At 64.6% G+C, this 14,683-nt stretch carries 12 protein-coding genes; 7 read left to right on the forward strand and 5 right to left on the reverse strand.

Features of this window, described 5'->3' with window-relative positions; all coding sequences use genetic code 11:
- Positions 1–32: 32 nt before the first annotated feature.
- Together K8M09_RS02135 and K8M09_RS02140 are read right to left on the reverse strand one after the other, a co-directional pair.
- On the reverse strand, positions 33–1,316 hold the full coding sequence (locus tag K8M09_RS02135; protein ID WP_160787043.1) for an NAD(P)/FAD-dependent oxidoreductase: 1,284 nt from the start codon (positions 1,314–1,316) through the stop codon (positions 33–35).
- Between the two features lie 94 nt (positions 1,317–1,410).
- Entirely contained in the window at positions 1,411–2,850 is a 1,440-nt protein-coding gene (locus K8M09_RS02140) for a glutamine synthetase family protein (RefSeq protein WP_160787044.1), read from the reverse strand.
- Between the two features lie 166 nt (positions 2,851–3,016).
- On the opposite strand from K8M09_RS02140, the gene K8M09_RS02145 reads away from it, so the two are divergent.
- From K8M09_RS02145 to K8M09_RS02155, 3 genes are all read left to right on the forward strand, one after another.
- Positions 3,017–4,198 (forward strand): BaiN/RdsA family NAD(P)/FAD-dependent oxidoreductase, encoded by a 1,182-nt coding sequence (locus K8M09_RS02145; protein ID WP_160787045.1) that lies wholly within the window; start codon positions 3,017–3,019, stop codon positions 4,196–4,198.
- A gap of 154 nt (positions 4,199–4,352) precedes the next feature.
- Positions 4,353–4,490: a hypothetical protein gene (locus K8M09_RS02150; protein WP_160787046.1), complete on the forward strand. Its 138-nt coding sequence runs from the start codon at positions 4,353–4,355 to the stop codon at positions 4,488–4,490.
- A 240-nt stretch (positions 4,491–4,730) separates the two neighbouring features.
- Positions 4,731–7,253 carry a methyl-accepting chemotaxis protein gene (locus tag K8M09_RS02155; protein WP_160787047.1) on the forward strand — a complete coding sequence of 841 codons (2,523 nt, stop codon included), beginning with the start codon at positions 4,731–4,733 and terminating at the stop codon, positions 7,251–7,253.
- Positions 7,254–7,333: 80 nt separating this feature from the next.
- Here K8M09_RS02155 and K8M09_RS02160 read toward each other — a convergent pair whose 3' ends face one another.
- Positions 7,334–7,786 carry an Lrp/AsnC family transcriptional regulator gene (locus K8M09_RS02160; protein ID WP_160787082.1) on the reverse strand — a complete coding sequence of 151 codons (453 nt, stop codon included), beginning with the start codon at positions 7,784–7,786 and terminating at the stop codon, positions 7,334–7,336.
- 118 nt (positions 7,787–7,904) lie between these two features.
- Here K8M09_RS02160 and K8M09_RS02165 point away from each other — a divergent pair, with 118 nt between their 5' ends.
- A complete protein-coding gene (locus K8M09_RS02165) occupies positions 7,905–8,879 on the forward strand; it encodes a nucleoside recognition domain-containing protein (protein ID WP_160787048.1) in 975 nt (324 codons plus the stop codon).
- 78 nt (positions 8,880–8,957) lie between these two features.
- On the opposite strand, the gene K8M09_RS02170 is transcribed toward K8M09_RS02165, so the two are convergent.
- Both K8M09_RS02170 and aceA read right to left on the reverse strand, forming a co-directional pair.
- Entirely contained in the window at positions 8,958–9,197 is a 240-nt protein-coding gene (locus K8M09_RS02170) for an SMc00767 family acetate metabolism repressor (protein ID WP_023516665.1), read from the reverse strand.
- Positions 9,198–9,244: 47 nt separating this feature from the next.
- Complete coding sequence (aceA, locus tag K8M09_RS02175) at positions 9,245–10,534, reverse strand: isocitrate lyase (protein ID WP_117368275.1); 1,290 nt, start codon at positions 10,532–10,534, stop codon at positions 9,245–9,247.
- Between the two features lie 219 nt (positions 10,535–10,753).
- On the opposite strand from aceA, the gene K8M09_RS02180 reads away from it, so the two are divergent.
- From K8M09_RS02180 to K8M09_RS02190, 3 genes are all read left to right on the forward strand, one after another.
- Positions 10,754–12,169, forward strand: coding sequence for a helix-turn-helix domain-containing protein (locus K8M09_RS02180; protein WP_160787049.1), 1,416 nt, complete (start codon positions 10,754–10,756; stop codon positions 12,167–12,169).
- A gap of 184 nt (positions 12,170–12,353) precedes the next feature.
- Entirely contained in the window at positions 12,354–13,448 is a 1,095-nt protein-coding gene (locus K8M09_RS02185; RefSeq protein ID WP_160787050.1) for a polyamine ABC transporter substrate-binding protein, read from the forward strand.
- Between the two features lie 91 nt (positions 13,449–13,539).
- A complete protein-coding gene (locus K8M09_RS02190; protein ID WP_160787051.1) occupies positions 13,540–14,682 on the forward strand; it encodes an ABC transporter ATP-binding protein in 1,143 nt (380 codons plus the stop codon).
- The last annotated feature ends 1 nt before the right edge of the window (position 14,683 follow it).

Raw genomic sequence — 14,683 nt, forward strand, 5'->3', positions numbered from 1 at the left:
GCAACGCAACAAAATCGGTTTTTCCATGTCGGTCAGAGCCGGTCGCGCATCGCATACCATGTCATGGCGAGGAAGAGGAGCGGCGAGCGGAAGCGCGCACCACCCGGGAAGGCCGGGATTTTCAGGGCCTTCAACAGGTCGAGCTGGCTGCCGCCGCCGGTCACCTCGTCCGCATAGAGCTTGCCGCAATAGTTCGACAGCATCACGCCATGGCCGGAATAGCCGCCGATGGTGGTAATGCCGGGCAGGACCTCGCGCACATAGGGCTTGCGCGGCATGGTGATGCCGACCGAACCGCCCCAGGCATGGGTCAGCTCGATGCCCTTCAGTTCCGGATAGACCTCTTCGATCTGCCGGCGGATGGGCGGCGTCATGTCGTCGAGATTTTCGGAGTAGGCCTCGCGCCCGCCGAAGAGCAGCCGGCCGTCGCGGGTCTTGCGGAAATAGCGCACGACGAACCGCGTGTCGGCGATGGCCTCGCCGCCGGGAATGACGGACGGGAACTTGTCGAGCGGCACGGTCGCGCCGATGAACGAGCGGATCGGCATGACATGCGCCGCCGTCTTCGGCTCGAGGTCGCCGATATAGGCGTTGCAGGCGATCAGCGCCTTGTCGGCGCGGATGGTGCCCTTGGCGGTGGTGATGACCGCCTTGCCGCCCGCCCGCTCGATCTTCAGGGCAGGGGTCTTTTCGTGCAGGCTGGCGCCCGCTTCCCGCGCGGCGCGCGCGACGCCGACCAGAAGCTTCATCGGGTGGATATGGCCGGTGCCGGTGTCGCGCAAGCCGAAGAAGAAGCGCTTCGAGCCGACCCGTTCCTCCGTCTCCGCCCGGTCCATATAGGTCATGTGCGGATAGTTGTAGCGCGTCGCGGCGATTTCGACGTGATCGCGGAAATCCTTCTCGTAGCTCGCCTTGTGGCTGACATTGAGCTGGCCGGCCACATAGTCGATATCGAGGTTCTGTGAAGCAGCGAAATCGTGGATATGGCGTTTGGCGTCCTCGGCCATGTCGAACAGGGCCCTGGCGCGCTCGAAGCCGAGTTCGGCCTCCAGCTCCTCCGCCTCGGCGCGCTGGCCGGTGCCGAGCTGGCCGCCGTTGCGGCCGGACGCGCCGTCGCCGAAGCGATGCGCCTCGATGAGCGTGACGCGCACGCCCTTCTTCGCAAGATTGTAGGCGGCCTGCAGGCCGGTGAAGCCACCGCCGACAATGGCGACATCGGTCTCGACGGAGCCGTCGAGGGGGGCATATTCGGGACGCTCGCCGACGCTCGCCTCATACCAGGAGACGCCGGGGGAAATCGGGCTTTGCCAGGGCATTGCACACACTCGCATTCAGGAGGGTGCGGCGGCGCGCCGGGGCGCCGCCGCTCTCTGGGTCTGGTCTCTTGCAGCGGCCCGGACCGCCGGCCGCTCAGACGTTGAGCAGCAGGAACTCGCGTTCCCAGGGGCTGATCACCTGCATGAAGGTCTCGAACTCGCCCCGCTTGACGCCGGCATAGAGGCCGATGAATTCGGCGCTCAGCACGTCGGCCAGCGTGGGATCGGATTCGAGCAGCGACACGGCTTCCAGCAGGCCGCGCGGCAGGTCGATGGATCCTTCGTTGGCGGTGTCCTCCGTCGGTGCGGTCGGCTCGATCTGGTTCATGATGCCGAGCAGGCCGCAGCCGAGCGAGGCCGCGAGCGCGAGATACGGGTTGGCGTCCGAGCCGGGCAGGCGGTTTTCGACGCGCCGGGCCGCCGCGTCCGACACCGGCACGCGGAAGGCCGTCGTGCGGTTGTCGTAGCCCCAGGCATTGTTCACCGGCGCCGACATGTCGGGCGTCAGGCGGCGATAGGAGTTCACATAGGGCGCCATCATCACCAGCGTCTTCGGCACATAGGCCTGCATGCCGCCGATGAAGTGGAAGAACTCCTTCGAAGCCGATCCATCCGGATTGGAGAAGACGTTCTTGCCGGTGCCGATCTCCACCACCGACTGGTGGATATGCATGGCCGACCCCGCCTGTCCCTGCATGGGCTTGGCCATGAAGGTGGCGTAGATGCCGTGCTTCAGCGCCGCCTCGCGGATCGTGCGCTTGAACAGGAACACCTGGTCGGCAAGCTCGATGGGATCGCCGTGGCGCAGGTTGATTTCGAGCTGCGCCGGCCCCTCCTCGTGGATCAGGGTGTCGATCTCGAGGCCCTGCCGTTCGGAGAAGTGGTAGATGTCGTCGATCAGCTCGTCGAACTCGTTGATGCCGGCGATGGAATAGCCCTGTCCGCCCTGGATGGCGCGGCCGGAGCGGCCCTTCGGCGGATGCAGCGGATAGTCCGGGTCGTCGTTGACGGCGACGAGATAGAATTCGATCTCGGGCGCGACGACCGGCTTCCAGCCGCGGTCGCTATACATCTTCACGACGTTCTTCAGCACGTTGCGCGGCGTATAGGGCACGTTCTCGCCGGTCGAGCCGACGATATCGCAGATGACCTGCGCGGTCGGATCGGTTTCCCACGGCACGACGGAGAGCGTGGACAGGTCCGGCACGAGCTTCAGGTCGCTGTCGCGCGGCTCATAGCGGAAATTGCCGGTCTCTTCCGGGTAGTCGCCGGAAATCGTGTGGCGGTAGAGCGCGGAGGGCAGCGCCAGCGACGTGTTCGAGGTGAATTTCGAAGACGGCATCATCTTCCCGCGCGGCACTCCTGCGAGGTCGGGCGTGATGCATTCTATATCCTCGATGCCGCGGGCGCGAAGCCAGTCTGCGGCGTCCTTCCAGGTCTTTACCCCGCGCGGCACGCTGATGGCGGGAGGGATTTTCGTGGAGCGTGCGGCCTTTTCGATGGTGGGAGTAACGACTTTCTTTTTGGACGGCATGAGGCACCGGGTTTGGTTGACGATGTACCATCATAGCTGGTGTTTTAGCCTTTGCTAGCTCCCCCCGGGGGGTAGAAAGCGCGATTTTTCCAGGAATTTACGCATGGCGTGGCAGTTGACTTTCGCCCGGTAAGACCGAAAGGAAAGCGAAACGGGGAACGGTTACGTGGCGGAACGGCGGGACGTCGTCATCATTGGAGCGGGCGCGGCGGGCATGATGTGCGCCATCGAGGCGGGGCGGCGCGGCCGGCGCGCGCTGGTGCTCGACCATGCCCGCGCGCCGGGCGAGAAAATCCGCATTTCCGGCGGCGGCCGCTGCAATTTCACCAACATCCATGCCGGACCGAAGAACTTCCTCTCGGTCAATCCGCATTTCTGCAAGTCGGCGCTGGCGCGCTATACGCCGCGCGATTTCCTCGACCTCGTCGAGCGTCACCGCATCCCCTGGCACGAGAAGACGCTGGGCCAGCTCTTCTGCGACAACTCGGCGAAGGATATCATCGCCATGCTGCTGGCGGAGATGAAGGCGGTTGGCGCGGAACTGCGTCTTTCCACGTCGATCGGCGCCGTCGAGCATGATGGCGCGTCCTTCCGCATCGTCACGGAAAACGGCACCGTGGAGGCGGCCTCGCTGGTGATGGCGACCGGCGGCAAGTCGATCCCGAAAATGGGCGCGACCGGCTTTGCCTATCGCATCGCCGAGCAGTTCGGCCTGCCTGTCGTGGAAACGCGGGCGGGCCTCGTGCCCCTCATGCTCGATCCGGCGACGCTTGCCGCCCATGAAGGCCTGCCGGGCGTTGCCGTCGACGTCATCGCCCGGCACGGCAAGACGGAATTCCGCGAGGCGGCGCTGTTCACTCATCGCGGCCTCAGCGGCCCCGCCATCCTGCAGATCTCGTCCTATTGGCGCGAAGGCGAGGAGATCGCGCTCGCCCTCTGCCCCGACGTCGATTTCGCAGACGTTATCGCCGCCGCGCGACGGCAGAACGGCCGGCAGGCGGTGCAGACCGTGCTGGCCGAGCACATGCCGAAGAAGCTTGCGCAGCTCTTCGTTACCGAACTCGGCATCGACGGGCCGTTGGCCGAGCAGCCGGGCAAGCGCATCGACGCGCTGCTCCAGCGCCTCAAGGGCTGGCGGTTGCGCCCGCCCACCTCGGAAGGATACCGCACGGCGGAAGTCACCCTCGGCGGCGTCGATACGGCCGCGCTGGATTCGCGCAGCATGGCGGCGAAAACGGTGCCGGGCCTCTATTTCATCGGCGAGGCGGTGGACGTGACGGGCTGGCTCGGCGGCTATAATTTCCAGTGGGCCTGGGCCTCGGGCCATGCGGCGGGGCAGGAAGCCTGAGATTCGCGCAGGTCTTTACCGTCCTTTAACATCTTGCGGCGGATGCTCGGGCAATGTCGGCGTTTCCTCTTCCTGCGGGGAGGGGAACAACATGATGTGGGCCGGCTGGCCGGATCATCCGGGTTACCTGTTTTGCGTAACGGAGTATCGCCGCATGCCTCAAGCAAACCGCCCCGCCCGCGCCATAGCCATCGCCGCCGCCGAGGAAAGCCGCCGCCGCCTGTTCGCCATCGGCGTCAACTGCGCGCTCGCCGCCAGCCTTGCCGCGCTGCTCGCCTTTCTCGCGCTCTGACGCCGCCCGATAGCTACAAATCGGTTTAAGCGGTGATGGAATTTTAAAGATTGCCGCCGAATATCGCCCGATAGGGTTCCGGATGCCGCGTCGTCCCGCGGGATGGCGTGCGGCTGGCAATGATTGCTCCCCCGGATGCGCGGCATTGCGGCCGCATGAAAGTCGGTAATCCGGCGTCCGAATCCTGGGGAGGCCCTGAAAGGGCAGGGGTGGAGCACGCCGACAACGGATGTCCCGCCAATGTTCATTGATAAGATTCTCGCCCGCTTCAAGATCCAGACCAAGGTTCTGGTCTTCATCCTGCCCTTCGTTCTCAGCATCTGCGCCGTGGGCTTCACCGGGCTTTATGCCTCCGGCCTGCTGCAGGGCCGCATGGAGATTTCCAACAGCGTTCTCCAGTCGCTGAGCGGCTTCAAGGATGTCTATGCGGGCATGAACCGCTTCCTGCAGGACACGACCGAAGCCAATCGCGATGCCGTCCACGAGCGCCTGACGGCGCAGGGCGAGGTTCTGCGGGCCACGATGGACAGCCTGGCGCCCGATGCCGACCGGTCGAAGCTGATCGATGCCGAGGCGCAGACCAAGGATATCCAGGCGCGCATGGACGGTCTCTGGACGCTCTATGTCAACGAGCTCGCCCTGCACGAGACCATGACGAAGAACCTCAACACGCTTTCCAGCGAACAGATGAAAATCCTCGACGAGGCGACGAAGCTCCAGCGCTCGGTGCGGCAGAACGAGAATGCCGCCAAGATCATGCTGCGCGAGGCCGACCGCCTGACCGCCGCCGCCAAGTTCTTCGGCGATTTACTCTCCGAGTTCAGCCGGGGCGCGACGCCCGAGGAGCAGTTGAAGGTCGTCCGGGAGCGCTACCCGCTCTTCAGCAAGACCGAGCGCTCCATCTCGATGATCCTGCCGAAGAACCAGACGGTCGTCTTGATCACCATCCGCAACACGATCGACGAACTGGGCGCGCTGCTCAAGTCGACCGATCCGGCAAGCGTCACCGTGCCGGAAATCGCCCGCCGCGTGAACCGCTTCCGCCAGGTCACCATCCAGCTTCAGGGCGCTGCCGCCGCGAAGATGCGCGAGGCGACCCGCACCTTCAACGAGCTGGACACGCCGATCATCAAGTCGGAAGCGGTACTCGGCTCCACCCGCAAGCTCGTCTCCTCCATCGACGATATCGAGGTCGCCGCCGCGCGCTTCCTCGGCGAGACCTCGCAGGAGAACCGCGTTAAGCTCACCGGCAATCTCGCCATCATGCGCATCGACATGAACGGCCTGCGCGGCGCTGCCAGTGACCAGCCGTTCTTCGCCACCGTGGACAAGACGCTGCCGGCATTGCTGGAGCGCATCGAGGCCGACAGCGCCGAGCTCGTGAAGATCAGCACCGAGCGCGCCGCCCAGTTCGAGGCCGCCGGCCAGTCGATCGACACGATCTGGAACCTGCTCAGCCAGTTCGCCGAGGAGCAGAAGACCAGCGCCGGCACCGAGCGTGAGAAGGCCAACCAGGTCTCGGTCCTCGCGACCGTCGCGGGTGCGGCCATCGCCGTTCTCGCGGGCATTGCCCTCGTGCTGACGCTGAAGGGGCCGATCGGCCAGATCACCGGCGCGATGCGCCGCCTTGCCGACGGCTTCCTCGACACCGGCATTTCCGGCGAAGGCCGCGCCGACGAAATCGGCGACATGGCCCGCGCCCTCGGCGTCTTCAAGGAGAATGCCCTGTCGAAGATCCGCATCGAGGCGGAAAGCGAACAGCAGCGCGCGGCGGCCGAAGCCGAGCGCGCCCGTAACGATGCCGAGAAGCAGTCCCTCGACCGCGATATCGACTTCGCCGTGAACGCGCTTGCCGCCGGTCTCGGCCGTCTGGCGCAGGGCGACCTGTCGCGCCAGATCGAGACGCCCTTCACCGGCCGTCTCGAACAGCTTCGCCGGGACTTCAACGTCTCGCTGGAGCGCCTGCACGACACGCTCGGCCAGATCCGTACCAATGCGATGTCGATCCAGCGCAGCGGCTCGGACATGCTGCAGTCGGCCGATGCGCTGTCCAAGCGCACCGAGGCGCAGGCCTCTTCGCTGGAAGAGACCGCCGCCGCCGTCGAGCAGATCACGGTCACGGTTCGCTCCTCCGCCGAGCGGGCGCATGAGGCGAACACCGTCGTCGGCACGACGAAGCGCAGCGCCGACAGTTCCGCCGCCGTCGTCAACAACGCGATTGCCGCCATGGGCCGCATCGAGGGGGCTTCGCGCCAGATCGAGCAGATCATCGAGGTGATCGACGACATCGCCTTCCAGACCAACCTGCTCGCCCTCAATGCCGGCATCGAGGCCGCCCGCGCCGGGGAAGCCGGCAAGGGCTTCGCGGTGGTGGCGCAGGAGGTGCGCGAGCTTGCCCAGCGCTCGGCGCAGGCGGCGAAGGAGATCAAGGGCCTTATCGAGAAATCGACACAGGAGGTCAGCGCCGGCTCGCATCTGGTGCAGGAGACCGGCGCGGTACTCGCCTCGATCAGCCAGCAGATCGTCACCGTCAGCCAGCATGTGGACATGATGGCGACTGCCAGCCGCGACCAGGCGACGGCGCTGCAGGAGGTCAACGGCTCCGTCAACCAGATGGACCAGATGACCCAGCAGAACGCCTCGATGGTGGACCTGACGACGGCCGCCAGCCGCAAGCTTGCCGGCGACGCCGACACGTTGATGATGCTGGTCGAGCAGTTCCGCCTGGAGGCGGACGGGCAGAGCCTTCACCGCGCGGCCTGATTTCCGCCGCTTCAATGGAACGATAGCCCCCGGTGCGCGGAAAACGCGCCGGGGGTTTTGCGTGACCGGCGATGCCCCGGTCACAGCCGGATCGCGGTTTCCTCTTTTGCCGTGCGCATGACCACCATGGTGAAGAACCGGGCGACGTTGTGCTGGTCGCTGAAGAGCCTGTCGCAGAGGACGACATATTCCTCCATGTCGCGCAGGCGCAGCATCAGGATGACATCGGTCTCGCCGGTGACGGCATAGGCGTGTGACACGGCATCCTCCGCGACGGCGACGTCGAGGAAGCGGCGCATGTGCTGTTCGCCGTGCAGCTTCAGTTCCACGGTGACCAGAGCCTTGATCATGCGCTCGGCCTTGGCCGGATTGAGGATCGCGACGATGCGGTCGATGACGCCGGATTTGCGCAGCCGCTGCGTGCGGCGCAGGCAACTCGAGGGCGACAGGCCCACCTCGTCCGCCATGTCGACATTGGTGCGCGATGCGTCGCGCTGCAGGAGGTTTAGCAGTTTCCGGTCGATCCGATCCATGACGACAGCATAGGCGCCGCTGCCATATTTGCAATAAAATTGCATTGTTCTGCAATCTTTGACCGAAACTGCGAAGCGACCCGGGTTAGGAAAATCCAGCCAACGAAGGGAGCCTCAGATGCCGTTCTTCACCACCGCCCTGCAGAAAACCCGGGAAACCCTCGATGTGTACTGGGTGCTTGTCCGTATCACCGTGCCCATCGCGCTTGCGACGGAGCTTCTGGCGCGCCTCGGCGCGATCAAGGCCATAACGCCTGTTTTCGCGCCGTTCATGAACCTCGTCGGGCTTCCCCCGGAGCTGGGGCTGGCGTGGCTGACGGGCATGCTCATCGGCATCTGGGGCGCCGTGCCGCTGCTCTTCACGCTCGTGCCCGTCTCCTCGCTCAGCGTGGCGGACGTCACGATCTTCTCCGCGCTCATCCTGTTCGGCCACGCCCTTCCCATCGAGCAGAAGATCATCCAGCAGGCCGGCCCGGGCATTGTCGTCTCGACCGTGCTGCGCTTTGCCGGCGGCCTGCTGTTCGCCTTCCTGCTGCATCAGGTCTTTTCGGCCACGGGCTGGCTGTCCGCGCCGGTCGCGCCGGCCTGGATCCCGATCAGCGCGACGCCCGACTGGCTGGAATATCTTCGCGGTCTTGCGGAAACCATGCTCTGGATGCTCGTCATTCTCGTCGTCCTCTCCTGGGGCCTCGAAATCCTCAAGGTGACGGGCATTCTGGGCCTGCTGATGAAGGCTCTCTCGCCGGTGCTGCGGCTGGCCGGTATCCGGGGCGAGGCGGAGCACCTCACCGCCGTCGGCTTGTTTCTCGGCATCTCCTATGGCGCGGGCCTGCTGATCCGCGAGGCGCAGTCGGGCGCGGTGTCGCCGCGGCAGATCTTCCTGTCCTGCGTCTTCATGGGCTTCGCGCATAGCGTGATCGAGGATACGCTGATCGTTCTCGCCCTCGGCGCGGATATTTATAGCGTGCTCGTCGCGCGGGTCGTCTTCGCTGTTGTCGCTACGGCCGTCATCGCCGCCGTGCTGGGCAATCTCTCTGACCGCACGTTCTTCACGCGGATGTTCCGGCCGAGCATCGTCAAGGCGGAAGGCTGACGCGCGAGCGCTCCGCTGAACGAAAAATCCCCGGCGCAGGGAACGCCGGGGATTTTCCTTGACTGGACTATGCCTTGATCAGCCGCGACCCTGCGTCACGATGACCGGGATCAGCAGGTCGCCCCAGTTGCCCTCTCCGCCATGGTGGCGGGCGGAGCGGACGAGCTCCACCGAGACGCCGGCCTCGACCGCCTTCATGACGGACTGGTTGAGGCGGTGCAGGTCGTTGGCGACCATGCGGATCATGGCCTGCTGGTCGGGGGTCATGGCGGAAGCCTGTTCTTCGGCTCGTTCCTTGACGCGGGTCTGGACTGTCATGGCATTTCTCCTCTTATAACGGGGTTCTTGAAGGTTGACGTTCAGGGTTATTCGGCGGCCGGGCGGAACTGTTCGTGCTCGGTCGATTCATGCATGGCGGTCGTCGAGGACTGGCCGCCGGTGATGGCCATGGAGACGGCATCGAAATAGCCGGTGCCGACTTCGCGCTGGTGCTTGGTCGCGGTGTAGCCGTTGATCTCGGCGGCGAATTCCGCTTCCTGCAGCTCCGAATAGGCGGCCATCTGGCGTTCCTTGTAGCCACGGGCCAGCTCGAACATGCCGAAGTTGAGCTGGTGGAAGCCGGCGAGTGTGATGAACTGGAACTTGTAGCCCATCGCCCCCAGCTCACGCTGGAACTTGGCGATCGTCGCGTCGTCGAGGTTCTTCTTCCAGTTGAACGACGGCGAGCAATTGTAGGCGAGCAGCTTGCCGGGATGGGCCTTGTGGACCGCTTCTGCGAACTTGCGGGCCTGTTCGAGGTCCGGCTTGCCGGTCTCCATCCAGATCAGGTCGCAATGCGGCGCATAGGAGATGGCGCGGGCAATGCACGGCTCGATGCCGTTCTTGACCTGGTAGAAGCCCTCGACCGTGCGGCCCTTGTCCTTGTCGACGAAGGGCTGGTCGCGCTCGTCGATATCGGAGGTCAGGAGCTTGGCGGCCTCGGCGTCCGTGCGGGCGACGATCAGCGTCGGCACGCCCATGACGTCGGCGGCAAGGCGCGCGGCATCGAGGTTGCGGATATGGGCGGCGGTCGGGATGAGAACCTTGCCGCCGAGATGGCCGCACTTCTTTTCAGAGGCGAGCTGGTCTTCGAAGTGGACGCCGGCCGCGCCCGCCTCGATGAAGGCCTTCATGATCTCGAAGGCGTTGAGCGGGCCGCCGAAGCCGGCTTCCGCATCGGCGACGATGGGGGCGAACCAGGTGTCGACCGAAAGGCCGTTGCCTTCCGCCGTCTCTATCTGGTCGGCGCGCTGCAGCGTGCGGTTGATGCGCTTGGCAAGCTCCGGCGCGGCGTTTGCCGGATAGAGCGACTGGTCGGGATACATGGCGGACGCCGTGTTGGCGTCGGCGGCGACCTGCCAGCCGGAAAGGTAGATCGCCTTCAGGCCGGCGCGGACCATCTGCATGGCCTGGTTGCCCGAGAGCGCGCCGAGCGCATTGACGAAATCTTCCTCGTGGATGAGCTTCCAAAGGCGGTTCGCGCCGTTCTCGGCCAGCGTGTGGCGGATCTGGACCGAGCCGCGCAGCTTCTCGACCGTCTCGGCCGTGTAGGGACGTTCGATACCGTCGAAACGGCCCTTCGGTGCGCTCGGAACGAGATTGTAAAAGTCGGTCATAGTATCCTCCAATGCGATGTCTCGGGATCGGGATGGTGCTGTCTTGCTGCCCGATTTCATGTGACAGTATTTACATCGCACCGCACAATAGGGCGAGAGAAAACCGTAAAATCAGCACTGTAATCGGGTAATGATGTCTTGTCTTTGACAGGATCGGTCTGTAAAAAAGTAAAATCTGTAAAATTGACTGGCGACCCGGTCGTGTAAAGGATTTGACATATGGCGGAGAACAAGATCTTTGCCGGCCCGAAGGTCCGGCGTATCCGCAACACGCTGGGCCTTACCCAGACGGCGATGGCCGAGGGCCTTTCGATCTCGCCGTCCTATCTCAACCTCATCGAGCGCAACCAGCGGCCGCTGACGGTGCAGCTCCTCCTGCGCCTCGCCTCCGTCTACAAGGTGGACCTCGACGAGTTGCAGGGCGAAAGCGCCGGCAATGCGCGCCAGCTCCGCGAGGTCTTCGCCGATCCGCTGCTGGCCGGCGAACTGCCGGGCGACCACGAGCTGGTGGAGATCGCCGACGCCGCGCCGAATGTCGCCAGCGGCATCCTCAAGCTCTACCGCGCTTACCGCGAACAGGCCGCGCGCCTCACCGACCTTGCCGATCTTCTCGCCCGCGAGGGCCATGCCACGACGCTTTCCGGCGCGCTGCTGCCGATGGACGAGGTGCGCGACAAGCTGGAGGGGCGGCCCAACTACTTCGCCGCCATCGACGAGGCGGCCGAGCGTTTCCACGCCGCGCTCGCGCCGGGCGACGATCTGGCAAGCGCCCTCAAGGCCTGGCTGCGCAAGGAGCACGGCGTCGTCGTGCGCCTGCTGCCCGTCCACACCATGCCGAACCTGCGCCGCCGCTTCGACCGGCACTCCATGCGCCTCTTCCTGTCGGAGCGCCTGTCGCCCTTCGATCAGGTGCGCGAGATCGCCATGGAGACGGTGCAGCTCGCCTTGCAGGACGAAATCTTCGCCGAGCTCGACCTGCTCGCTTTGTCGACGGCCGAGGCGCGGCGCATCGCCCGCTTCGAGCTGGCGCGCTACGCCGCCCATGCCCTGATGATGCCCTACGAGGCCTTTCATTCGACGGCGCAGCGCGCGCGCTACGATATCGACGTGCTGCGCGCCCGCTTTTCCGTCTCCTTCGAGCAGGCGGCGAACCGGCTGACCATGCTCCAGCGTCCCGGCAAGGCGGGCGTGCCCTTCTTCCTGCTGGAGATCGACAATGCCGGCAATCGTTTCCGGCGGGCGGGCGCGCAGGGCTTTCCGCAGGCGCGGTTCGGCGGCGGCTGTCCCAAGCTCGGCGTGCACTCCGCCTTTTCCCAGCCGGGCCAGATACTCGTCGACCGGGTGGAAATGCCGGACGGCGCCGCCTTCCTGACGGTCTCGCGCACGCTGGAGGGGCCGCAGGGCGTCTTTGCCGAGCGGGTGCGGCGCACCGCGCTGCTTGTCGGCTGCGATGCCGCCCATGCGGAGGAGACGGTTTACGGCGAAGCGGTGCGGCGCGATGCGGCGGTCGCCGTCGGCACGGCCTGCCGGCTGTGCGAGCGGCAGGGCTGTCTGGCGCGGGCCGAGCCGCCCGTCACACGGCCCCTCGGCCTGGACGAAATGGTCGCCGGCCTCAGCCTTTTCGACTTCCAGTAAATTTCTGCTTGCTTTCCGTCCGCGATAGGGCTTCAAATATGATAGGAATGGGAACAATGTGATATAAAAATTCAGCCTCCATTTGCGTCGAATGCCGCTTGTCGCCTCTCGAAAAACAACCATAATCGGCGGCGGTTCTTCATGCGAACGCAGAGGCCCGCGAAAGAAACTGGGAGAAAAATCAATGATAAGACGTGCTCTTTTGGCGACGGCGGCAATGGCTGCGATGTTTGTGGCGGGCGGTGCGCTCGCGCAGGAAAAGGTCGTCAACGTCTACAACTGGTCGGATTATATCGACGCATCGATCATCGACGACTTCACCAAGGAAACGGGCATCAAGGTCGTCTACGACGTCTACGATTCGAACGAGATCCTGGAAACGAAGCTGCTGGCCGGCGGCACCGGCTATGACGTCGTCGTGCCCACCAACACCTTCCTGCAGCGCCAGATCGCGGCGGGCGTCTACCAGAAGCTCGACAAGTCCAAGCTGCCGAACCTCAAGAACATGTGGGACATGGTGAGCGAACGCATGCAGCCGTTCGATCCCGGCAACGAATATTCGATCAACTACATGTGGGGCACGATCGGCATCGGCTTCAACCGGGCCAAGATCAAGGAAGCGCTCGGCACGGACCAGATCGATAGCTGGAGCGTGATCTTCGATCCGGCCAATGCCGAGAAGCTCAAGGATTGCGGCATCAACATGCTGGATTCGCCGACCGACATCATCCCGGTCACGCTCGCCTATCTCGGCCTCAACCCGGACAGCCACGATCCGGCGGATATCGCCAAGGCCGAGGAAGCCCTGCAGAAGATCCGGCCCTTCGTGCGCAAGTTCCACTCGTCGGAATTCATCAACGGCCTTGCCAACGGCGACATCTGCATCGCCATCGGCTGGTCCGGCGATATCTTCCAGGGCCGCGACCGCGCGGAAGAGGCCGGCAACGGCGTCGAGGTCGGCTACTTCATCCCGAAGGAAGGCACGCAGATGTGGTTCGACCAGATGGCGATCCCCGCCGACGCGCCGCATGTCGACGAGGCCCATGCCTTCCTCGACTACATCATGCGCCCGGAAGTGATCGCCAAGGCGTCGACCTATATCCACTACGCCAACGGCAACAAGGCCGCGCAGGCGGTGATGCCGGAAGAGATCATCAAGGACACGACGATCTATCCGGATGAGGCGACGCTGAAGAAGCTCTTCACCAACACGACGCTGGACGCCAAGACCCAGCGCCTGTTCACCCGCACCTGGACCAAGATCGTGACCGGCCAGTAACCGGCCCGACCCGAATTGCCCGGAAGCCTCTTCCGGGCAATTTCAATTTGACTGCCAGAAAAAGCCAGAAAAAGAGAGTTGGGGACAGGCAATGAAATCTCTCGGCAATATCCGTCGCTCCTTCGCGCCGTGGACGGATCCGGACGCAAAACCGTTCATCACCTTCCGAAACGTCACGAAGCGGTTCGGCGATTTCACCGCCGTCGACGACCTCACCCTCAACATCTATCACCGCGAGTTCTTCGCCCTGCTCGGTGCCTCGGGCTGCGGCAAGTCCACGCTCCTGCGCATGCTGGCCGGCTTCGAGCGGCCGACCTCCGGCGAGATCATCCTCGACGGCCAGGACATCGCCGGCATCCCGCCCTACAAGCGGCCGGTCAACATGATGTTCCAGTCCTATGCGCTCTTCCCGCACATGACGGTGGAGAGCAATATCGGCTTCGGCCTCCGGCAGGACGGCATGCCGAAGAACGAGATCGCCGAGCGCGTCGCCCAGATGCTGAAGCTGGTGAAGCTCGAGAAATTCGCCAAGCGCAAGCCGCACCAGCTTTCCGGCGGCCAGCGCCAGCGCGTGGCGCTCGCCCGCTCGCTCGCCAAGCGCCCCAAGGTGCTGCTGCTCGACGAGCCGCTCGGCGCGCTCGACAAGAAGCTGCGCGAGGAAACCCAGTTCGAGCTGATGGACCTGCAGCAGGACCTCGGTCTCACCTTCGTCGTCGTCACGCACGACCAGGAGGAGGCGATGACCATGGCCGACCGCATCGCGGTCATGAGCCACGGCAAGGTCATCCAGGTCGCCACCCCGGCGGAAATCTACGAAGCGCCGAACTCCCGCTTCGTGGCGGATTTCATCGGCGACGTGAACATTCTCGACGGCAAGGTCTCGGCGAGCGGCAACGGCCGCATCGAGCTTGCCGCCAGCGACGGCTTCACCATCCGCACGGCAGCCGCCGACGCTCCTGCGGCGGGCAGCGCGGCGGGCTTTGCGATCCGCCCGGAAAAGCTGAAAGTATCGCGCGCCGCGCCGACGGACGCCACGGTCAATGCGGCCCAGGGGGAAATCTGGGATATCGGCTATCTCGGCGACATGACGGTGTTCTACGTCAAGCTCGACAGCGGCAAGGTCGTCAAAGCCTCCATGCTGAACGCGCAGCGCGAGGTGGAGAACCCGATCGCCTACGATGAAAAAGTCTGGGTCTCCTTCGGCGAAACGGCCGGCGTCGTCTTGAAGGATTGAT

The organism is Shinella zoogloeoides (assembly GCF_020883495.1).
GTDB classification, from domain to species: domain Bacteria; phylum Pseudomonadota; class Alphaproteobacteria; order Rhizobiales; family Rhizobiaceae; genus Shinella; species Shinella zoogloeoides.